Here is a 23,714-nt window from a genome sequence, read left to right on the forward strand (position 1 = left end):
TGTAATGTTTATAGCTCTGCGCCTAAAAATGCATGAGGCAGTAATTCTGCAATTGTAAATTGTTCAATATCCGTTTCCGATGCATAACAAAAAATGTGTGCGTCATTTGCTGATTGTTCTGCGATTACTTGGCGACATGAACCACAGGGGTAGGCTTTGACTAATAATTTTTGTGCGTTACGCCCAAGGACATGGACCTCTTTAATATCACCGAGTTTTGCACCTTCGGTCACGGCAGTTTGAAGCGCGTTACGTTCAGCACAGTTAGTCGTTGGGTAAGCGGCAGACTCAACATTCACACCTTTAAATACTTTATTGTCTTTGGTGACAACAATCGAAGCGACATTAAAACCCGAGTAGGGGGCTGATGACATATCGAGTAATGCGTTTAATTCTTTAAAGTAGTTCATGTTATAACCTCTTGATATAAGTTTGTGTTGTGCCATCGCTGTGTTTTTCAAAGCCCATTTTTTCAAGATAAAATCGATGTTTAGGCACTTCAGATATAGTTTTTAAGGTATGAATACCTTTCTCTTTCATAAATTCCGGATGGAGGTTATAAAAATATCCTCCGAGTTTAAAGTCTCGATACCTCGGTAAAACATAGTCGAGCATAATAGTAAAAACACCATCTTTATCGAGCACGCCAGAAAGTACGCCTGCGACATTATTATCACGTAACATATAAAAGCTTGTATTTGCTTTTTCTAGATCCGCTATAGCAACTTGTTCTTCCACTTCTTTTTGATTGATGCTCAAAAAATGTTGAAAATACTCTGAATCTTTTGGTGCTGTAATAATAATGAACTGTTCTTTGTTGTAATACATTTGCCAAAGAAAATACGCATTGATTAATGCAATGCAAATATTCATAAGCATGGTGGGGACTGAATCAATAAAATAAGCAAAGGTTGCAAACAGCAAACAACCTATTAGGTTAATTACCCTCAATTTAATAATCGAAGACATGGTTAATGAAATTAACACTACCATGGAGGCAAGATAACCAAACCATTCTACCCAATCTAACTGCATAACTTTCCTTTTAGTTTACTATTGTCCGACGACCCATTGCCGTTGACGTTGAATAACTGCGGAAAGTTTATTGATTAAGTTGCTTATATAATGCGATCTGGATCCCTATAATTCTTTAATATTATCTACCTTAGTAAGCATTTACAAAATATGTTGTTAATGGTTTGTTACGTCTGTTTTATTTATTTTATCGGCGAAGGATGAACAATAAATTGGAGAAAACAGTGCTTTTTATCGGCAATGTTTTCTCCTTTATCTTCTCGCTGATGTTAGCGTTTGACCTTATCGAGCAATATTTTAATTTGCCCAGATTTGATTAATGTATTCGGGATGATCGACAAATGGATTTCTATTACCTTGGAATTCATAGGCCGCTTCATTGCGATCTAATTCTTCCTGACTAACTTCATCGAGCTCGTTCCATTCTTTAAGCATAGTAATAACCCAATCTTCAAAAACATAATCGGCACTACCATCTAAGACGGCATCGGCATTATCGGAATTACTTTCCCAAGTTGAAATAACATCTTGGTAACGCGTTGCCATATAAAAGTATGCGCGTGCTAAATCGCCTTTAAATTCATCAATTGGTTCAAATACAGTACCAGTGTAACCAAGGGCGGTTGATCCTGCGCCTAATTCACTACCATTGTCCGAAACATAGGTAGGTGTTGAAACTTCACCGTAGGGATAGTTGCTGCGTTTGCCATTAACATACCCATCGCTTGCAAATATATGGTGGATATCGGTGTACATCGGGGACTCATCGTCAAACCAACTTTTTGGGAAAGAGTGCTCCCGATTATAACAGCTACCTTCACCACTATAATTGCCACACTGATCAGTCACCGCCGTGTAATTGTAAGTATCAGATGATGATGGATTTTCTGAATAGATATCGAGAATAGAACCATCATTTTCATAGTAGTTATCTAATGAACTTTCGCTCATAAAGTCCCATAAATTTGAGTATGTTTTGGTGGTGTGATCTTTGATTATATTATAAAGCGCCGTTTTTAATTCAAGACCAGTCAGGCCATCTGCGCTCGCATAATAGGCTGTGGTATCTGTTGTTGTGTTACTTACAAGGGAAAAGTTATCAATATAAACAACTTCTTCACCATCAAAGTTATCCTGATCATAAAAACGAAGACCAATTTCTACTGTGCCACTTTCCGTTGGTGTGTATTCATAGCTAATTTCTTGCCATTGATTGGTCAGACTTGGATCGGAATAGTTAAGGTAACCACCAATATATAAACGCGCACTTACACCGCCTTCCGTATGGTAAACCCAAGCTGAAAAAGAATAGGTTGTATCTGCGATGACGTCTACAGATTGACGGATATCAGTAGCCCCTTGATCACCTGTCAATACGTTTATTGCAGCGGCGCTTGAGCCTGATGCATAAATATCGGTATTTTGTGTTACTGCTATCCCCGTATCAATGGTTGTCCAATCATCGGGGAGAGAGGCTGTCCAGTTTTCAAAGTCACCATTTAGTAGTAAATCCGCTTCTGTTTCATTCGTTGTATCGGATTCATTTTCTTCTGTTGAGGTTTCTTCGCTTTCTGAGCTCGAGTCACTCTCTTCACTTTCATCGGTATTGGTTGTGTCCGTTGCTGAGTTAGTGGTCAATGAAATGTTATCGACATAAACGATTTCTTGGTCATCAAAACCCGTTAAATCATAAAATCTTAAGCCGACTTCAATACTTTTACTTTCAGTTGCTGAATAACTATAAGTGACTTCTTGCCATTGGTTAATTAAATCTGGATCTGAATAAATTTGACTAAATCCATCAACATATAAAGTCGCTCGAATATATCCTTCAGTATGGTAAAACCATGCCGAAAATGTATACGTAGTTCCCTCAATAACATCAATGTATTGACGGAAATCGGTATCACCTTGTGTTGCTGTTGTGACGGTTATTTCAGCGGAAGAGGAATCGGAATACGCTATTTCAGTACTTTCAGAGACGGTAATTCCGTCTTCTATTGTTGTCCATCCATCGGGAATATTATCAGTCCAACTTGCGAAATTACCATTAGTCAATGAATTAGTCGTGACGTCAGTGGATTCACTACTATCACTGTCTTCAACAAGTATTTCTTCTTCAGTCTCGGTTGTTTCTGTCTCGCTCGTTGTGTCAGTTGGCGTTACATAACCATTACTACTAATTGTATTGCTGTCATCGTTACTATTACAGGCAGACAGTAATGCTAAAGAGAGTAAAACTATCCCTGTTTTTAATTTATTATCCATGTGTTTCTCACTTAAAAATTATTTTAAAAATATGCCGCTATCAATATTATCGATAGCGGCATATTTAATCTGCTATTTCGCTTTTTGAGTACGGCGTAGGAACCCTAAGCCGAGTAAAGATAAAAGTGAAAATAGACCAAATGAACCGCCGCCTGAACCATCATATTCTTCAGCGGGAGCGACACTTGCAGTGGTTGAATCTTTGCTGGCTGCAGTAAACTTCATTGTTTCTGTAAATTCAGATTGGACTTCACCGTCGCGGGTTAAGATCATCGTTGCTGTGTAAGTACCTTCTTCAATACCATAGAGTTCAATTTCTGCCAGTAATTGGTTATCTTCTGTGATCTCCATATTATTGGGTACAATCAATTCGCTCATATCGCTGCTTGATGATAATGAAATTTCAATCGCATCGCCTGCTATCGCACCTTCAGGCAATACATAAGGAACAGTGACTGCACTGCTGCTAATTGTTAAATGAACGGATTCACCAGAATCTGTTTCTCCATATTGGTAGCTAAGCGCCATAATGGCAGAGTCATGGTCCGATGAGCGATAAGCATCATCGACATAAAAGTTTTCAACATCATCGCCTTTATATTCTTCGTTGTAATCGTATAAAGAAGATTCTGCTGAATTGATATGCCAATCAACGGCATCGAGTAAACGAGTTTCTAACGATGGGCTGATTAAGATATGATCAAGTGAACCAATTTCATCATCGTATGAATAACTCCAGCTTGATTCGCCTCTTTCTTCATCTTTTAGGTTCACTGCACTGATGTAACCATAACTTTCAGTGATTGTTTCTGCTGAACCACTTAAGTTAAATTGGGGTTTATCATCAATATAACTGTCGCGTGCAGAGGTAATTTTTTTGCCCGTTGTATTTTCAGTTAAAACTAATAGTGGATCTTCTTGTCCGTAAGAGTTCAAGTCGCCAACAATAACGATATCGTCACTCATATCATCAAGTTCTTCGGCAAGTTGAACGGCAGCTGATACACGTAAGTTTTCACAGGATCCCTGTGAATCCGCATCGGGTGCATCGTCAGACCAAATATCGGTTACTGCACCATCGTCATCGATAAAGTCAACGCCATCCCAATCTTCAGCACAGGTTGAACCTTTAGATTTAAAGTGGTTAACCGCAACGGTTAATGTTTTACCTGTATTATTGACTTTAAAGGTGGCGGTTAACGTATCACGTTGGTAGTTATCACCGCTTTCAAGTGTTGCGCCATCGCCATCTTTCATCACAGCATTATTCGCATTAACAACCGGATCGGCATGCTGTTCTGGCATTGCAATCACTGCCATACTTTCAATACTGACTTTTGATGGGCGGTATAATAATCCAGTGCTGATTGCATCGGAGCCTAATGAGTCTTCGCTATCTAATACCAGGTCGCCATTAGCATCATAGCCAACAAATACATATTGGTTACTAGTTGAGTAATCACTGTCGACATCATCGGGATCTTCGTCGTAATATTCTTCATTAATGGCATCAACTAATGCTTGAATGGCACTGTCTGTGCCAAAACCATTGTTTTCAATTTCCATTAAACCAACTATGTCCGCATTCAATCCAGTAATTGCTGATACGAGTTTTGCTAGTTGTTTTTCGTATTCTTCATCACTGTCAGCACCACGGTTTTCACCGTAGGAATTGCTATCACCACCGAAAGGGGAATTAAACAAATTTAATAGATTTTGTGTTCCTACTTTTATAACAAAGTGATCGTCTTCAGTGCTTGTATCTAAATCAGGTGAGCTAGTTCGGTCGTCATTATGAACAAAGTTACTGCTATTTAACTCATTAGTCACCACTAAATTAAAGTTTGAATAACCATAGGAAATAACGCCTTCCATTCCAACGACACTGTCGTTAATGCGGACATAATTATCTTCAGGATATAGGTTAAAATTAGGGTAGTAAGGAATATCGCCATCATCAGCAGATTCACTACTTTCTATAATTAAACGGTGATCATCGTTTTCTAATTCAGTCGCAGTGGCTTCATCGCTTCCTGCTATATTATCCTGCGTCGGATTCATATTGGGCGTTTCATAGGCTAGGATCATGTCGTTACGATAACTGTCATAGTTGAAACCAAAGGCTTTAGTCACGCGCATGGTTTGTTCGTCGTCGCTATTAGGATCAATATCGTCAGGCAAATTAACTAACATACCTTCGTAACGCTCTAGGGTTGCGTTAAATGAGCCGTTATCGTCGGCAATCATTTCAATATCCGTTGCAGCAGGAACCGAACTGGTATCGTCAACAATATCCCATTCGTCGGTTTCAAGTTGTGTTAATGTGTAATATTCGCTGACCGTACTGTTAACACAAATAGTATTGCCAATCATGTCGTCGGTTGCATTGGATGTTTTTACAAAAATACCATCGGAAGTGGTTTCATCACCATCGGGAGAAACATCTTGCATATAAAAGCCTGCAACGGGTTTACTGGTGACCATGGTGACAATACCAGTGATATCGTAGGCTTCATCGGTTTCATAATAACTTTCGATTAATGGTGATGCCGTGCCTGAGCCCTGTGCTTCTGCAATTGTGGTTTGTGTATCAAGAACACAAACTGAAGTCTCGGCTGCTGATTCTTGGTATTCAGAATAAGTAGATGTGCCTAAATCTTCGAAGCTATCGGTATCGAACTCTTCCCAGTCCGAGGCATTATAGGTTGATGATTGAGTAGGTGTTGCATTACCTTCTTCAAGTCTACGTCGAACAGTGACATCTGATCCCCAATAGGTGCCATCGATGCCTATTGTGTCGTAAGTGGTATCGTCATCAACATCTACGATGGCAACGTGTTCATCGCCGTTATAATTTAATGAGCTATATCCAACCTCATCCCAGGTTCCCGTCGCGACTTTATCACCGACAATACTATTAACTAGTTCATCTTCCGCTGCGCCGTTGTAGATGACTAATGTTGAACCTGCTGCAATTGTTTGTCCGGCGAGTACATTTTCTGCACTCGCATTTTGAACTTGATTGGTATAAGAGCTGTATTGAAGCTCAATAGCATCTGTGAAAGTGTAATCATCTGAGCCGGTATTGGTTAATTCAATGGCTTTGTTGTTAGCGCTGCCTTCTACATATTCACTAATAATAATGTCGGTGATGGCTGCATGTGCGCTAGTTGATAAAATGCTTCCAATGGCAATGGCTAATACTGTCTTGTTTATATGCTTGTTCATGGATTCTTCCTTTAATTCTTTATTAATATTTATTCCGATTAAAAATAAACGCGAGAGTAAGCGTATGCATCTTGTGCTGCTTCGCCGAAGTTTAATTCAAGCGCGAAAAGTACAGAATTAGTTGGGTTAAAGTTCACCCCTAACGTGCTCCAAGTACGTTCTTTACCCCATGAATATTCATCATCGGGTGAAACGCCATAGGGACTACTGATATCCCATGCTTCATATTCTTCATAATTTAAAGAGCCAGTAAGTTGGATTTTAGGGGTGGCTTGATAACGGGCTGAAATTAATGCACCTTTGTTTTCAAGTGTTTGGTAGTCATTGTAAGAGTAGGTATATTCATCGTCACTGCTGATATCTATTGTTGTACTAGTTTGGGCAATATCTTCATTTTCAATATAACCGTTCAAACCAATCGCAAGATCGTCACGTAGATAAGCGCGTAGTCCAAGGGTATAAAGTGTTTGTTCGCCGTATTTCGACTCGCCTTCAGATCCAGTACGGGTTTCTGCGCCCACAACCACATCAACGTATTCGCTGAAGTAACCGATATAACCATTAATAACATCACCTAAGGCAGAGCCAGATGAGCTTTCACCATTGTAAGAGTAAGAAATACCTGCTTTGAAATCAGAAAATCTGCCCTCATATTTTAGCGTGTTTTCTTGGTCTCCCGCTTCACCGGTTTCGACCGTGGTATCAAGCGTAAAGTCACCAAATTTGTCATAATCGTCGAGTGCCGTATCGGTTAAACCAAATTCAATTGCATGATTTGGCGTGATCTTATATCCGATAAAAATTTTATCGATAGCCAGTGCCATATCACCGGAGCCATAGGCCCAATTTTCGCGTTCATAATCGAGCTCAAGACGATAGTAAGTTGACTGATAATTACCTTTTACTCCCAATGTGGCAAAGCTATCGTCGATATAGGTTTCATCATCCGTATAAAATTCACCGTATTCGTAATCGGCACCAATATGGCCACCGACTCCGACTTCACCATATACTGATAAGGTATCTCCCTGGTCATTATCATACACAGTTCTTGCCTGCGTATTTGCAGTGACAAATAACGCAGATAATGCGATACAAAGTGCTGTTCTTTTAAACATATTACTATCCTTAATTAAATGTTAATTGCACAGTACTGTGCGCTATTTTTGTTTCTGAAGTGAATGCTCACTTTTTCTTTGTGTAAAGCCATCTACAAAAGTAAATGGCAGTGTCTTTTAAATAATTATTGGTAGGTTATTTCGTTGTTAGGGGCAAAGTCAGCGATATTAATCGGAGAGTTTTTCTGGATAAAAGCTTTCAGCACATTGGCGTCGACATAACCGGTATTAACGTAACTCGGGTTAGCACGAATATCAGGGTAACCGTCACCGCCTGCGGCATTAAATGAAGGAACGGTGAAGCGGTAGGTCTTCGCTAGATCGATAGGGGATCCAGCGATTGTTACATTGCTTACTTGGCCGTTATTGACACTTAAGGAAATGCCTGCAAATTGTGCATAGGCACCAGAATCTTTGCTTTTTGTTGCAACTTGATTGAGGTAATCAATAATATCTGCGCCATTCATTTCCACATAAGTGAGCATATTGCCAAAGGGTTGTACCGTGAGTACGTCTTTATATGAAATATTACCCGTTTCAATTGAAGCACGTACGCCGCCTGAATTCATAATGCCAAAATCGGCCTGTGCATGCTGCATATGTGCGGTTGCAATCAAGCGGCCTAGGTTGGTTTGATTATTACGCACTACGTCACGCTCACCCTGTAATAAACCATTGGTTTGGCCAATGACAATATTTAACGCTTCTTGGCCTTTTTCTTGATAAGGTTGAAGTGTACTTTTTACGTTTGCATCTTGAATAATTTCATCGCCAACGAATACACGCACTTTTTCACCGTCAGCATTTTCAACCTTTTTCTTCAAGTTAATAGGGATTAGTCGGTAAGACTCAAGAGTGAAGTCTCCATTTTTAAAGGTGTAATCAGCACGACCAACGTACTTACCCCATTCATAGGCTTGTACAATATCAGTACCATTTTGTACATCTGGCTTACAATCATCACCGGGTTTAAAATCGGCATATTGATTTGGAGCTTCCATGCAAAGAGGCTCTTGAGAATGACCACCGACGATCATATCTAAATCACCTTCTTCTAAGTAGCGTGCCAGTTGTACATCACCCGGTGCATTTGAACCATGATTACCATCTAAATAATGCCCCATATGGGTTGCAGCAATAATCACATCGGGTTGATATTTCGCTTTCAACTCAGCGATTACTAATTTTGCTTCTTGCTTCGGATCGGTAAACGTCACCTGTTGAATAAATTCAGGGTTACCGATTTTGGCTGTATCTTCCGTAGTAAGCCCAATAACGGCAACTTTGATACCGTTTTTAGTGAATATTTTATATGGGGCAAACATGCGTTTACCGTCTTTGTAGATATTGGCTGCAAGGAAAGGGAAGTTTGCCCAGTCAGCTTGTTTGGCAAGTACGTCAAGCGGGTTATCGAATTCGTGGTTACCGACGGCCATTGCGTCATAGCCAATCATGTTCATGCCAATAAAGTCTGGCTCTGCATCTTGTAAATCTGATTCAGGGACACCGGTATTGATATCACCGCCAGAAAGAGTGAGTACTGAGCCGCCTGCATTTTCAACTTCAGTTCGGATCTCATTGATCAAAGTTGCACGAGCAGCCATGCCCAACTCACCGTATTTGTTATGCCAAAAATGACCATGGTTATCGTTAGTATGAAGAATGGTGAGATGATACTCTTGATCTTGGTGCCAAGCATGTGATGATATTTCTGGCGTCGGAGATACAGCGCAACCAGTTGCAAAGAGGAGTGTTAACGTAGCAAGCGTAAAGTGTTTCTTATTCATAAATTCCATTTCCTAAATCTAATATATTCCGTTATTTCAATCGGTCTGATTCATAATTGATGCGAATTCTATCCACCTTGTGTTTCAAATTTATTACTATTAAAAACGCTGTTTTTTTATTGATCCATATCAGTCTATTTTTTCAAAAAATAATAAAGTGTGATGCGTGTCACACTTTTGGTTTAATTGTAGATTGTGATTTAAAGCTATAACAAAATCTGTTGCTACCTTGGTTTTTGTTTGATAATTGAACGATTTAATCAAGAATGATAAGTATTTATTTTTGCTGAAAATATCGATTTATCTCATTTTTTAGTTTAACTTATTGTTTATATTTAAGATTTTCAAAACTCTTATATATTGTTATTTATAGTTGAATATAACGTTAGCTAAAAAAAAGATCAGTAGGTGGTTAAGCTCTGTTCGTTTTTTGAGAAATTTAAACGATTTTTTAATCATCAATGCAACTATAAGAAAACTTTTTAAGTGGAATTATTATGCTTTTTTCTTGCATTTTTATTCGTTAATCGGAGTTAATTGAAATTTTGGTGAAAATAGTTCAGTCGTATTTTTGATGTTTTGGGAAGTGGATATTGAGGTGAAAAAAATTACTTGCTAAGGCTAGCAAGTAATTATCAATGAATGACTAAGATACATCTAGAATTTGTATGTTGCAGCAAAGTAATGGCTGAAACCAGTTGTTTCTAAACCAAAAACTCCGTCTTCAAGACCATATACATCTTTGTATGCTTTTAGACCATAACCGACAGAATAACGATCAGAGTGCCAATAGATACCATTAAACATAGCGCCACCGCTACCTGAATCTAATTCAATATCTTTATCCATACCAAATTGGTAATCGATGTAACCTTGGTAAGAAATAAATGAACCATTTTCAAAGAAGTAGAAAGGTTTAAACCAGTTGGTTGAAATTTGGAAACCATTCCACTCTTTATCACCAATCTCATAATGAGCATAAAGATTTAATCCAACTTTACCTAGCCAAGGGACCATGACATCAGAACCAAGACCGATATTGGCATTATCAACACCATCGTTACCACCCCAGTTGAATAAAGTCGCAACATAGACTTCTTGTACTGGACCAAAAGATAAATCATTACCTGTAACTGCATCAAGTGATACACGTGGAGCAAACTTCATAAACATTTTTTCAGTATCAGTACCGTTTGCTTTTTTCTGGTCTTCATCTTGTGTTAAGTTAAAAACATCAACGTAACCATAAAGATCAAAAATTCCAGAACGACCACCAAATTCCATTTCTAGGTAATCATGATCTTCATTTCCATCACCACCATATGGTTTTTCACCAACAGAATACATTATGTTGAATTGTGCCCATTTATAGTCATTCTTGTGGATGTCGCCATCGGTATAATCGGCTGCAAATGCAGTAGAAGAAGTTGCTGCTAGCACGCCAAGCGCTAAAAGTGATTTTTTCATTAATGTTTCCTTATTAATTAGATTCCCTTACAAAAGTAATAATAAATATCATCTATTACTTAACATTAATTAGCTTACCCTCTTTTTTTGCTATTTGTTAGACCAATTGGTCAATTTTTGTGTCGATTTTATGTTATATTAGAGTATTTTGTTGTTTTTATTAGGTTTTATATTTGTCTAAATATTATAAATTCACGGGTTTTTGATGAATTTTGTATGACAATTTTGAGGGGGAATAAAATATTGTCTTATTTTCTCGCATTCGCTTCGACAAAATTTTAGGGGAAGGAAAATTAATAATCTACACCTTGAAAATGAATAAAATTGACAAGGTGTAGTGGTAATACTACTGCGCTAAATTAGCCATCTGTATTATTCAGCAACAACTGAATCAAGTGCGATAATCAACATTTCATTAAAGCTGCTTTGACGCTCATCAGAAGTTGTTTTCTCACCGGTACGGATATGATCAGAAACCGTTAAAATACATAGTGCATTCGCACCTTCTTCAGCTGCAACACCGTATAAACCTGCGGCTTCCATTTCAACACCTAAAATACCGTATTTTTCCATGCTATCGAACATTTCTGGTTCAGGCGTGTAAAAAAGATCAGCAGAAAAAATATTACCAACACGTGCTTTAATTCCATGTTGCTTTGCGGAATTAACGGCTTTTTCAAGCAATCCATAATCTGCAATCGCAGCAAAATCATGACCGCTAAAGCGTGAACGATTTACTTTAGAATCCGTTGATGCACCCATGCCGATAATGACATCACGTACTTTAATATCAGTGCTAACTGCACCACAACTACCAACACGAATCAGGTTTTTAACACCGTATTCACGAATTAATTCAGTTGCGTAAATTGAGCATGACGGGATCCCCATGCCACTACCCATTACTGAGATGCGTTTACCTTTATAGGTACCGGTAAAACCAAGCATGTTTCGAACGTCTGTGACTTGTACTGCGTCTTCTAAAAAGTTTTCTGCAATATATTTAGCGCGTAACGGATCGCCAGGCATAAGTACTGTTTCTGCAAACGCACCGTCTGCTGCATTAATATGAGGTGTAGCCATTGTTTATTCTCCAGTTTGTTGTGTGTTTTATTCCATTAAAAATATAATTGTTTATACGGCAAAAATATTTTGACCATATGGTAGTTTAGGTAAATGGTGGTAATCGGCGATGGTTTGACCAATATCAGCAAAGGTTTCTCTGCCACCGATATAACCGGGAGTGATTGATTTTCCGTAGAATAGTACCGGAATGTGCTCACGTGTATGATCCGTACCTGACCAAGTGGGATCACAGCCATGGTCTGCAGTGAGTACAAGTACATCCTCCTCGCCAAGTGCTTCAAGCATCTCGGGTAAGCGCTTATCGAAATATTCTAATCCCGCAGCATAACCTGAGACATTACGACGATGGCCAAAGTCGGCATCGAAGTTAACAAAGTTAGTGAAGATAATTGTTTGATCGCCAGCTTGTTTTAATTCATCAAGACTCGCATCAAAGAGGGCTTCTAATCCCGTTGCTTTGGTGGCTTTAGTAATACCCTGTTCAGCGTAAATGTCAGAAATTTTACCGATACTCACAACTTGGCCACCCGATGTTTTCATTTCATCAAGTAGCGTTGGAGAAGGGGGAACAACGGAGTAATCGTGGCGATTACCGGTACGTGCAAAGTTACTGCTATCGGTACCACTAAATGGGCGAGCAATAACTCGACCAATGTTGTATTTATCCACTAATTCACGCGCCAATTCACAGAGTTTGTAAAGACGCTCTAGACCAAATGATTCTTCATGACAGGCGATTTGGAAAACGCTATCCGCTGACGTATAAAAAATAGGTTTCCCGGTTTTTAGGTGTTCTTCACCAAGTTCATCAAGAATTACCGTACCCGAGGAATGACAGTTTCCTAAGTAACCGGGTAAATCCGCGCGTTCAACTAATTCATCGAGCAGTTCCTGTGGGAAGCTATCTTGTTTTTTAGTGAAATAACCCCAATCAAATAAGACCGGCACACCTGCAATTTCCCAGTGCCCGCTCGAGGTATCTTTTGCTGTAGAAATTTCTTTTGCATAACCATAGGCGCCAATCGGTTCAACGGTATTATCTAGTCCGATAGGAAAGTGACCCGAGCTTTTTTCGCTGGCAAGACCTAACCCTAATTTGTTCATATTAGGAATATGTAATGGGCCTTCTCGTCCTTCATTCGCTTCGCCTTTAGCGCAAAGTTCTGCAATATGGCCAAGCGTGTGTGAGCCAACATCGTTAAAGGTGCTACCATCGGGATTTGTACCAATGAATTTATCAGCATCTGCTGCTGCACCGATTCCGAAAGAATCAAGTAATAGAATAACGGTTCTTTTCATTAGTATGCTCCTGACTGTGCTTTTTTGTCTGTTAAATTTAATGTGTTTAATAAGCTAACTAATAAGCTTGATGCACCAAAGCGGAAATGTTGGGCATTAACCCAATCTTCACCCATAATATTTCGTGCAAGTTGAAGGTAATCAAAGGTTGTTTGAGCGTCTTTTACGCCACCCGCTGCTTTAAAACCGACATCACGTCCGGATGTTTTGATTGTTTTCAACATAATTTCTGCTGCTTCTAATGTCGCATTAACGGCGACTTTTCCCGTTGATGTTTTAATAAAGTCGGCACCCGCATCAATACTAATTTGGCTTGCTTGTTGAATTAATGCTTCGCTTTGCAATACACCCGACTCAATAATCACCTTCAGTGTTACTTGATCGCCACAAATTGCACGACAACCGGCAATCATCTGGCTACCAATGTCGCTATTACCGGCCATTAATGCGCGATATGGAAAGACCACATCAACTTCATCCGCACCATAGGCAACAGCTGCGCGTGTTTCTGCAAGCGCAATTTCAAGGTCATCGTTACCATGTGGGAAATTGGTGACCGTTGCTATTTTTATATCAGGGGTATTTTGTGCTCGTAATGTTTTACGTGCAATCGGAATAAAGCGGGGGTAAATACATACGGCTGCTGTATTGCCTGCAGCAGATTGAGCATCGTTACATAATTGAATGACTTTTTGATTGGTATCGTCGTCGTTTAATGTGGTGAGATCCATTAATTGGATCCCTTGACGAGATGCCTGTTGTAAATCGCTCATAATTTAAATCCTTCGATTATTTTAAGAAAATAGTCAAATTATTTAGCGTCTGTTTCTAGACGGTGGAAAAAAAGACCCATCACCAGTGTTGGTAATCGGTCTCATTTACACATGCCTCTATAATGAAGCTAAAGTACACTTAAAGCAAAGAAAATACCGACTAAAGCTGCACTCATAAAGTTAGAGAGTGTACCAGCAAGTACTGCTTTCAATCCCATTCTTGCAATATCAGGTCGGCGTGAAGGCGATAATACACCCAATCCGCCGAGTAATATTGCCATCGATGATAAGTTAGCAAAGCCACATAAAGCCACCGTAATAATAACCTGTGTGTTAGCACTTAGTGTTTCTTTGATGCCCACAAAATCGATATAAGCAACAAATTCATTGACCACTAATTTTTGCCCTAATAAGCTACCGGCTTGCATGGCTTCAGACCAAGGCACACCAATTAAAAATGCGATAGGAGCAAATAAATAGCCTAGAATTTGTTGCAGTGTTAATGCTTCTAGTCCAAATACACCACCAACGGCAGCTAACATGCCATTGATTAAAGCAATTAATGCGATAAAAGCAATCAACATTGCGCCAACATTTAACGCTAAATGTAAACCTGAAGACGCACCTGATGCCGCTGCATCGATAACATTTACGGGTTGATCTTCTTGTTCAGCTAAGGCTTCTTCTTTACTTAATACAGGGTCATTATCTGTTTGTTTTTCCGTTTCAGGTTCTAATAATTTTGCCATTAATAGACCACCCGGTGCTGCCATAAAAGAAGCGGCAATCAGGTAGTCAAGACTAACCCCTAATGATGCGTAACCGGCTAGTACTGAACCAGCCACGGACGCTAAACCACCAGCCATTACCGCAAATAATTCAGAACGTGTCATGGATTTAATATACGGTTTAACGACTAATGGCGCTTCGGTTTGACCAACAAATACGTTAGCAGCGGCAGAAAGGGATTCAGTGCGGCTTGTACCTAATAGTTTTTGCAGTGCACCACCGAATACTTTAACAATAAACTGCATCACACCTAAGTAATAAAGTACCGCCATTAATGAAGCGAAGAAGATAATGATTGGTAGCACTTTAAAGGCAAAAACAAAACCGCCACCACCAAAGACTTCAAACATTTTTCCAGACACTAATCCGCCGAAGAGAAAGCTAACGCCAGCATTTGCACTGTCGATCACCGTTTGTACTGCCGATGACATACCGCCAAGAATAGCTGCGCCTGAATCAGTAAAAATAACGATTGCAGGTATTAGGGCTTGTAGAGCAAATGCGCCGCCTACGGTACGTAAGTTGATGGCTTTACGATTACTCGAAAAAAGCACTGCGATGACGATCAGGGAAGCAATCCCGATTAAGCCCATAATTATTTGCATGTTGACGCTCCATTTTGAAATATGAAGGCTGATAAGGAGTTATCAGCTTTTATACCAAAGGAAATAAAAAGGTGATCATTCTTGCTGGTTAAAATCAACCTTAACTACGTTGTGAGTGTTGAAGTGAGAACAACTATCTCCTGCAACTCACGCCTTGTTAGCGCTTATTTTTCCTGCGCAAGACTTGAACACTTACTTAATTTCTTTGGTATTATTTTATTTATGTGTATTGCATGGTTAAACCTGGATTAAAGACGTTTTTCTATCATTTTTTCTAATTTATCTTGGTCAATAGCAAAGTTTCGAATGCCCTCGGCAAGCTTTTCGATAGCCATTGGATCTTGGTTGTGATCCCAGAGGAATTGCGCCTCAGTAAGGGGGACTGGAGGTACTTGAATATTCTTATTAGGGACTAATTTACGTACTACTTCACCTTGCTCATCTGCTAGTTGTTGAAGCAATTCAGGGCTAATGGTTAATCGATCACACCCTGCAATCTCTAATATTTCGCCTGTATTTCGAAAACTTGCACCCATCACTACGGTTTTGTAACCGTAGTTTTTGTAATAGTTGTAGATATCTGAAACCGATTTAACACCGGGATCATTCTCTGGCGTAAAATCATGACCTTCACTTTTTTTATACCAATCCATAATGCGACCAACAAAAGGAGAGATAAGGAACACGCGTGCTTCAGCACAGGCGCGAGCTTGGGCAAAGGAAAAGAGTAGGGTAAGGTTACAGTTAATCCCTTCTTGTTCTAAAATTTCTGCCGCGCGAATGCCTTGCCAAGTGGCAGCAAGTTTAATCAAAATGCGGTCATTACTGATACCCGCATCGTTGTACATTTGAATAAGCTGGCGTGCTTTCGCTAAACTTGCATTTGTGTCATAGGAAAGGCGGGCATCAACTTCTGTCGAGATACGGCCAGGAATGATATTTAAAATTTCTTTACCAATATTAACGGCCAACATATCGCAGGCAGCTTGAACTTGTTGGGTTTTATCATCACTTTGTTTTTTTGCGTAGCTAATTGCATCTTCAATTAATGCATCATAAGCAGGTAGTTGTGCTGCTTTTAAAATAAGAGAAGGGTTCGTTGTGGCATCTTCAGGTTGATATTTTTGCATTGCTTCAATATCACCTGTATCGGCAACAACGGTCGTGAACGTACGTAGTTGATCTAATTTATTCGCCATAAAATTTCTCTTTTAAAATATTTAATCGTTAACGGAATGTGCATACACAATAGCAAGCTAGCCATGCCATTTCGCTCTTTTGATGGAAGGAAGTTTATTGAGTAACGGATCTTTAAAGTGTGATCTAGCCCCATAGAATACTATTTTTCGATATTATTATTGTGCTTATTAACAAAATGTGTTGTTTTTGTATGGGGTTAATTAAATCTTTAAATTTTAATGAGTTACAATTAATATTTGTTAAATTTACTGATATTAATATTAATCTTTAAAAATTAAGCAAATATTTATTTAAGATTAAATGAGAGGGGGGAATTGGAGAAAAAGAGGGCGAAATTATTACAAGAAAGTGGCGGGAACGGAAACAAGTGACAACTTAAAATTAAGTGAATAAATCATCCTGTTTATTTATTAAGTCGAATGGTAAACATCAATAATTATTCATGCTTATTCACTTAATTCAGGTAGAGCAGACAAAGAATTAAAATTATTAGAAATGCACCACAGAGGACACCGAGTTAAAAGAGAAAAGCACAAAATAAGCAGTAATTAGTTTATCACCTCTTGTTTTAGTCTTTTTTCCGTGTAGCGCACTGCACCTCTGTTAATGAATGCCAACCGAAACGCAGTGTCGCAGTCACATGAATTGTGCGTGGTAGTGCTTTTAAGCTTTTTACAAAAACAGCCTGAGTAATCTACAGAAGCATGTCATTATTTTGTTGAATACAATCTAAAAGCGTTTTATTAAGCACACTTTTAGATTGTGTATTAAGTGAGTGAGTATTAAAACTTAAACTGTTTGACTAAACTATCGAGTCGAGTTGACATATTTGTAAGTGCTTCACTCGACGCTGCCATTTTGGTCGAATTTTGCGTACTACTTTCCGTACAATCACAAATAGTATGGACGTGAATATCAATTTCATTTACCACGGCTGCTTGTTCTTCCGTTGCCGTTGCTACTTGTGCATTCAAATCTGAAATAGCTTGAATATTTTGAACAACTTGATCGAGTGCTTCGGTGGTTTTCTGTGCATCGATAACACTTACGTCTGCGGTTTCTTTACTTTCCTTTACGCCTTTGACTGCTTGCTTAGATTCCGATTGCAACAGGCTGATCATTTGATTAATTTCATCGGTTGAGTCGCTTGTACGTTTAGCAAGTCCACGTACTTCATCGGCAACCACGGAGAATCCTCGACCATGTTCGCCCGCTCTGGCTGCTTCGATGGCTGCATTTAATGCAAGTAAGTTGGTTTGATCTGAAATACTGCTAATCACATCCAGTACTGCACTGATCGCATCACTTTTCTCTGCTAAGGATTCGATAATGGTTGAGACTGCATCCATTTTTAATGACATTTGATGAATGTTCTCAGTGGAAAGCTGTACAACTTGTTGCGCATTTTTCGCTTGGCCGATAGCTTCATTCGTTGAATCTGAAGAATTGACGGCATTTGATGCAATTTCTGAAATTGTTGATCCCATTTCACTGATGGCCGTTGCAACCTGTGTTGCAATATCAAGTTGTTGATGGGCATCTTGTTGAGATTGCTGTGCGTATTCAGATACTTCAATTGATGTTTGATGGACATCTTTAGAGGTTGAAGAAACATCATTAACGGTTGAATATATTTTGCTAATAAAAGCATTAAATCCTTTTGCTAATTGGGCAATTTCATCTCCGCCAGATTCATCAAGTCGATAACTGAGGTTGCCGTCACCTTCGCCAAGTTCTTTAAATACATCGGTTAAGTTGTGAATCGGTTTGGTTAAGCTTTTTGCTAAAATAATACTGACCAAGGAAAAAGCGACAATAATAATAACAAGCCACATAAAAATATAGTTTCGAGATTCATCTAGCCCAGCATAAAGTTCTGCCTTTGGTACTTGTGCCACAACATACCAATCGAGAGCTGGAATATAGCTAGTCGCTATAATTAAATCAGTGGTTTCTTGGAAGGAAAACCCTTGCTTAGATAACAACGGCTTTACATCAATATTTTGATAGATATCTGCGATATTTGTCTTTTCGTTTTTGTCTGTTTCTTTGTGAATTTTTACTAGGCCTGCGTTATCGACCAAAAACACAAAGCCGGTTTGTTCAATATTAAAGCTATTTAAATAATCTACCATGGCATTAAATGATTTGGATAAACCTGCAATCCCACGCCCATTTAATTGTTGATAATTGATATAAATATTGGTGTCACCATTTTGCTCTGTGTACATACTTGCAAGTTCAGCATTGCCACTATTTTTAAAGTCAAAAAACCAACTATCGTATTGGTCATTTTGAAGCACGCGTAAAAAACCATCTTGATTCCAATATTTAGCGGTCGTGCGGTCGGCAAAAGAAGCACCACTTAAATTATTGTCCGATGCAATTTTTCCTAGCATTTTAATGACATTAGGCTCATCTTCTGGTGTTGCGCCGGCTTCGACCCAGTCTAATAAAAAGGGATTAGTCGCAATGGTTTTTGCCAATGCTTTCATTTCTGAAATCTCACCACCAATGGAATTGCGCACGCCATATAATAAATTCGGTAGGTCTGACTGCTGAAGTCGAGAGACAAGTAGTTCTTTTGCTTTTGAATGTCCGACATACCCAACGATTGCCGTTGAAATTATCACTGCCATTAGCATTGCAATCACTAATTTAGAGCGAATAGAAAGTGTGTTTAAAAATTTCATTTAGTCATTCCTATAATTTGTTAGCCGGATATTATAGGTCTAAATATAGATTTAAATTCGAATTTTAATAAATATAAAGAAAATTGTATTTATGATTTATTATTATTTAATAAAATAGATTATTGGTATTCTGAAATTGGAACTGTAAATGGCCGTGTTTAGGAAAAATTTTAATTGTTGTAAAACCGTTTCATGTAAAAATTTTGGTGTTATTGAAAGTGATGATTATGTCTATAAAAGTGAGCGTTTAGGTTATTGGGCAACCGAATGTAGGGCCTGTGGTAGTCATCCACCCTGGATAAAAAATACAGTTGTGAATGCGGTTTTTGATGAGAAATTTGCTTATCAATTTGGTCGAAAGTTAACAGGGTGTCCTCAATGCAATGATTGTTTTTTTCTTACTGAAGAAACACAAGCAAAACTAAATGGTTTTACATCTGCGGGAACACAACGAAAAAAATGTATTCAATGTCAGCATGTATTTACCGTTGCAAAAATTAAAAATAAAGAAGCGCTTAACCATGTGCTTAATGCAGTGCTTGCTAAAACAGAGTTAAATGAATCGATAAAAAATACTGGGTTATCTGCGCGCTTATATTATTTTTATCTCGATAAATTAGCGTTGATTTTTTCGAATTTTAGCCGTTTAAATGAAGAGAAATCATTGCATAAACAAAAAATGGCAATGACAACCCAAGGTAAGTTATTACATTTTTCACATCAACGCGGCATTTATCATTTGATTACAGCAGAGGTAGAAAGCGGCTATATTTTATTACAAACGAATAATCTGACGAAGCAAAAGATCAGTGACTATTATAGCTACGATGAAAAAGAAAATACCATTATCACTAGCATTGACTCTGATAATTTAGAGAATGTTATTATTGAACGTTATCAACAGCATATGAAACGTAATCATTTTGAGCAGTTGTTAGTGGGGGAGTTAAAACCCGTCAGTAAATGCCGTTTAATTTATCCTGATAAGTTAACGTATGTCCATTTTCAGTTACTTAATGTATTTGTAGAACATGTTGATACCTATATTCACTATATCGAACATGAAAGTTGTTTTCGGTCTGCGGCATTGATGGCTGCCTACCCGGATATCAAAGCAGGTAGTGCAAATGTTTGTTTCTTTATTCCATTTAAAAATGCGAATGATTTTTCTCAAGGAAAAGAAATGGGGTGGTGGAAAGATAAATGGTTTAGCGATAATTCTGGTGGTTATTCTCCCATTGTTAATCAACAAAATATAAGTGAAGACATTAAGCGCCCGCTGGGGGATAGTGTTGATTTATTCGCTGATTATTTACAACAACGCCTATACCAAGGGGTTAATAGTATGGCGGTTATTGATAATTTATCGGAAATTCACCGTACTATATTTAATTATTGTGAATTAAGTAGCCATGCAACTACCGCTAATAAATTGGCTATTACCGATAGGGTTTATACGCCGGAAACGTTGTTAGATGAGGCCTTACAGTTAATAATGAATCGGTAGTCATCGTTTGCTATAATAAAAATACCAAGTTTAATTGAATAATAAAAATTGTAACCATATGATTTTAAATTGTATTTTTGATATATCTTGGCTAGCTTAATTTAAGTTAATTAATAGATTAAAAAAGTTATCTTTTTTTTAATCATTGCTATATAATTCGCGCCTTAGATTTTATGATAAATACGTGTGGTACTTTGCTAAGTAAAATGATTTATTTATGCAGAGCAGCGACACGGCCCAAAAGAGGTTTTCCCTATGAAAAATGGTATCCATCCAGAATACGCACAAATCACAGCGACTTGTTCATGTGGTAACGTTGTTAAAGTTGGCTCAACAGCTGGCAAAGACATCACACTAGATATTTGTGGTGCATGTCACCCATTCTACACTGGTACTCAACGTGTTGTTGATACTGGTGGTCGTATTGATAAATTCAAAAAACGTTTCGGTTCACTTTCTTCTAAATAAGCTTAATTTTTTTAGAAAGATAGAACGATTCGAAAGGTTCCTACGGGAGCCTTTTTTTATGTCTGATGCTTAGCGTTTTAGATGAATGTTAGCGATAAACAGCGAGATTTTAACTTCGAACTTCGAGTTTCGAGCTCCGAGTTGGGCTTTGTACTTTGGTTTTATTCGTGGCTATTAGCTCGCAACTCGGCGCTAGTTTTTTTAGTTCCGAGCTCCGAGTTGGGCTTCGTACTTTGGTTTTACTAGCAGCTATTAGCTCGCAACTCGCCGCTAGTTTTTTTAGTTCCGAGCTCCGAGTTGGGCTACGTACTTTGGTTTTATTCGCGGCTATTAGCTCGCAACTCGCCACTCGTCATTTTAGCTTGACGAATCATCGCTTTGACGTAGGTAGTTTCTGTTTGTAAGATAAAGCGTGTTTACCTTAGCTTGGATTACTATGCAAAATCGTGCTCATCAGATGTATATCATACATATTTTAAAAATAACCGGCAGTTTCACGAAGGCTGCCGAGAGGTTAGGGGTATCGGTTTCCTATGTCAGTAAGCAATTAAGTAAATTGGAGGCAGAACTAAATGTCCAATTAGTGCAAAGGACGACGCGAAACTTGACGCTGACCAGTGCCGGTATCCAATTTTCAGAATATTGTGGGCAGGTATACTCGGCGGTACAAAATGCAGAAGCGTCGATGATGGATGAACGGGAGCAGATGTCAGGTACAATTCGCTTAGCAATACCCTGTTCTTTTGGCGCATTGCATGTTATTCCTGTTCTGGATAAATTACAGGAAAAGTTTCCCGAAATTAATTTCGAAATAAGCTTGTGTGATCATAAAGTAGATATGTTGAATGAAGATATTCACCTGTGGATCACAACTCATTCGAATATTAGTGAAGGTTATATTGCCCAACGTATTGCAGACAGTAATTTTATTCTTTCCGCTTCGCCGGCTTATCTGGCACAACATCCAGCACCAGCACATCCCGAAGATTTAGTTAATTATAATTGTGTCACCTATCACAGTAGTGCGCGCAGTTATAATCACTGGCCCTTTATTAAGGGGAATGAAAAATTTAATATCCATGTCTCGGGAAATTATCGAGTTGATCTTTCTGAGGCGGTGAGAGATGCGGTTATTGCTGGTCACGGTATTGGTTATATCGCTACTTATTTATTATCCGATGAATTTTCAACGGGAAAATTGGTTCAATTATTACCAGATTGGAAGGCAAACCTAGAAATGCCTGTGTATGCTGTTTACCCTCGGAAAAAACACTTACCAGAAAGATTAAGTGCTGTTATTTCTTTTTTGAAGGGAAAAATTGGATGCCCCCCATACTGGGATGTTCGTTTAGCTGCTTTTATCAAAGATAAATAACACACACCATTAAATGTGAATTACCCCTTGAATATCTTTTATTCTTTCCATAGGTAAAAAGTCTTTTAACTAATACCCGATATATCAACTATTTAATTGGGTATATAGTTTTATTATTAATTAGGCTATTGTGACCAAACTACTATTATCGATTAACATGTTTATTTTCAATGTTTTTTAGTGGACTGCAATTGTCTTGTTGTTACTAATCATAAAACTGGAGATAAATAATGTCTGATATAAAAGCAGCAGCTTTACGTGCACTTAAATTAATGGATTTAACTACATTAAATGACGATGATACTGATCAAAAAGTGATTGAGCTTTGTCATAATGCTAAAACTTCCGTTGGAAATACCGCCGCTGTTTGTATCTATCCTCGTTTTATTCCTATCGCTAAAAAAACACTTAAACAACAAGGTACGCCAGAAATCCGTATTGCAACGGTCACTAATTTTCCACATGGTAATGATGATATTGATATTGCAGTTGCTGAAACAAAAGCGGCGATTGCCTACGGTGCAGACGAGGTGGATGTTGTTTTTCCTTATCGTACGCTTATCGCTGGTGATGAAACAACGGGTTTCGAATTGGTCAAACAATGCAAGCAAGCCTGCGGTGATACTTTGCTGAAAGTGATTATTGAAACCGGTGAATTAAAACAACCCGCCTTGATTAAACGTGCTGCTGAAATCGCAATTAATGCAGGTGCTAACTTTATTAAAACATCAACGGGTAAAGTGCCAGTGAATGCAACGCCTGAGTCGGCAGAAATTATGCTAAAAGTTATTCGTGATATGGGTGTAGCTGAATCTGTTGGTTTTAAACCTGCTGGTGGCGTAAAAACAGCCGAAGATGCGGCACAATATCTAGCGATGGCCGATGATATTTTAGGGGCTGATTGGGTTGATAATATGCATTATCGTTTTGGCGCATCAAGTTTACTCACTAATTTGTTGAATACGCTTGATGTTAGTGATGAAACAGCTGATGTGAGCGCGTACTAACGTTAAAAC

Annotated in this window: 17 protein-coding genes and 1 pseudogene; 4 read left to right on the plus strand and 14 right to left on the minus strand. The window is 38.5% G+C overall.

Features of this window, described 5'->3' with window-relative positions; genetic code table 11:
- Positions 1-8: 8 nt before the first annotated feature.
- From cdd to ACR30L_RS03430, 14 genes and pseudogenes are all read right to left on the minus strand, one after another.
- Positions 9-410, minus strand: coding sequence for a cytidine deaminase (cdd, locus tag ACR30L_RS03365; RefSeq protein WP_435236634.1), 402 nt, complete (start codon positions 408-410; stop codon positions 9-11).
- A gap of 1 nt (position 411) precedes the next feature.
- A complete protein-coding gene (locus tag ACR30L_RS03370) occupies positions 412-1,035 on the minus strand; it encodes a GNAT family N-acetyltransferase (RefSeq protein ID WP_435236635.1) in 624 nt (207 codons plus the stop codon).
- A 297-nt stretch (positions 1,036-1,332) separates the two neighbouring features.
- Positions 1,333-2,673, minus strand: coding sequence for an endonuclease (locus ACR30L_RS03375; protein WP_435237867.1), 1,341 nt, complete (start codon positions 2,671-2,673; stop codon positions 1,333-1,335).
- 90 nt (positions 2,674-2,763) lie between these two features.
- Positions 2,764-3,303, minus strand: a pseudogene (locus ACR30L_RS03380) (carbohydrate binding domain-containing protein); the annotation flags it as partial.
- A 72-nt stretch (positions 3,304-3,375) separates the two neighbouring features.
- Positions 3,376-6,531 carry an ExeM/NucH family extracellular endonuclease gene (locus ACR30L_RS03385; protein ID WP_435236636.1) on the minus strand — a complete coding sequence of 1,052 codons (3,156 nt, stop codon included), beginning with the start codon at positions 6,529-6,531 and terminating at the stop codon, positions 3,376-3,378.
- Between the two features lie 38 nt (positions 6,532-6,569).
- Positions 6,570-7,649 (minus strand): porin, encoded by a 1,080-nt coding sequence (locus tag ACR30L_RS03390; RefSeq protein ID WP_435236637.1) that lies wholly within the window; start codon positions 7,647-7,649, stop codon positions 6,570-6,572.
- A gap of 125 nt (positions 7,650-7,774) precedes the next feature.
- Positions 7,775-9,436, minus strand: a complete 1,662-nt coding sequence (gene ushA, locus ACR30L_RS03395) for a bifunctional UDP-sugar hydrolase/5'-nucleotidase UshA (RefSeq protein WP_435236638.1) — start codon at positions 9,434-9,436, stop codon at positions 7,775-7,777.
- Between the two features lie 657 nt (positions 9,437-10,093).
- A complete protein-coding gene (locus tag ACR30L_RS03400) occupies positions 10,094-10,903 on the minus strand; it encodes an outer membrane protein OmpK (protein WP_435236639.1) in 810 nt (269 codons plus the stop codon).
- A gap of 372 nt (positions 10,904-11,275) precedes the next feature.
- Positions 11,276-11,986, minus strand: coding sequence for a purine-nucleoside phosphorylase (gene deoD / locus ACR30L_RS03405; RefSeq protein ID WP_435236640.1), 711 nt, complete (start codon positions 11,984-11,986; stop codon positions 11,276-11,278).
- A 51-nt stretch (positions 11,987-12,037) separates the two neighbouring features.
- The gene (locus tag ACR30L_RS03410; RefSeq protein ID WP_435236641.1) at positions 12,038-13,288 is read right to left on the minus strand and encodes a phosphopentomutase; all 1,251 of its coding nucleotides are present in this window, start codon (positions 13,286-13,288) and stop codon (positions 12,038-12,040) included.
- Positions 13,288-14,061, minus strand: coding sequence for a deoxyribose-phosphate aldolase (gene deoC, locus ACR30L_RS03415; RefSeq protein WP_435236642.1), 774 nt, complete (start codon positions 14,059-14,061; stop codon positions 13,288-13,290). Before deoC (ACR30L_RS03415) ends, ACR30L_RS03410 begins: the two co-directional genes overlap by 1 nt.
- Before the next feature lie 128 nt (positions 14,062-14,189).
- A complete protein-coding gene (locus ACR30L_RS03420; RefSeq protein ID WP_435236643.1) occupies positions 14,190-15,455 on the minus strand; it encodes a NupC/NupG family nucleoside CNT transporter in 1,266 nt (421 codons plus the stop codon).
- A 248-nt stretch (positions 15,456-15,703) separates the two neighbouring features.
- Positions 15,704-16,654, minus strand: a complete 951-nt coding sequence (tal, locus tag ACR30L_RS03425; protein ID WP_435236644.1) for a transaldolase — start codon at positions 16,652-16,654, stop codon at positions 15,704-15,706.
- Between the two features lie 783 nt (positions 16,655-17,437).
- On the minus strand, positions 17,438-19,348 hold the full coding sequence (locus ACR30L_RS03430; protein ID WP_435236645.1) for a methyl-accepting chemotaxis protein: 1,911 nt from the start codon (positions 19,346-19,348) through the stop codon (positions 17,438-17,440).
- A 148-nt stretch (positions 19,349-19,496) separates the two neighbouring features.
- On the opposite strand from ACR30L_RS03430, the gene ACR30L_RS03435 reads away from it, so the two are divergent.
- The 4 genes from ACR30L_RS03435 (at position 19,497) to deoC (ACR30L_RS03450) (ending at position 23,705) form a co-directional block, all read left to right on the plus strand.
- A complete protein-coding gene (locus ACR30L_RS03435; RefSeq protein WP_435236646.1) occupies positions 19,497-20,855 on the plus strand; it encodes a hypothetical protein in 1,359 nt (452 codons plus the stop codon).
- Positions 20,856-21,110: 255 nt separating this feature from the next.
- Positions 21,111-21,323 (plus strand): 50S ribosomal protein L31, encoded by a 213-nt coding sequence (gene rpmE, locus ACR30L_RS03440; protein WP_435236647.1) that lies wholly within the window; start codon positions 21,111-21,113, stop codon positions 21,321-21,323.
- A 436-nt stretch (positions 21,324-21,759) separates the two neighbouring features.
- Complete coding sequence (locus tag ACR30L_RS03445; RefSeq protein WP_435236648.1) at positions 21,760-22,698, plus strand: LysR family transcriptional regulator; 939 nt, start codon at positions 21,760-21,762, stop codon at positions 22,696-22,698.
- 230 nt (positions 22,699-22,928) lie between these two features.
- Positions 22,929-23,705 (plus strand): deoxyribose-phosphate aldolase, encoded by a 777-nt coding sequence (gene deoC / locus ACR30L_RS03450; RefSeq protein WP_435236649.1) that lies wholly within the window; start codon positions 22,929-22,931, stop codon positions 23,703-23,705.
- Positions 23,706-23,714: the final 9 nt, after the last annotated feature.

Source organism: Psychromonas saccharinae, from assembly GCF_051201515.1.
Lineage (GTDB): Bacteria > Pseudomonadota > Gammaproteobacteria > Enterobacterales > Psychromonadaceae > Psychromonas.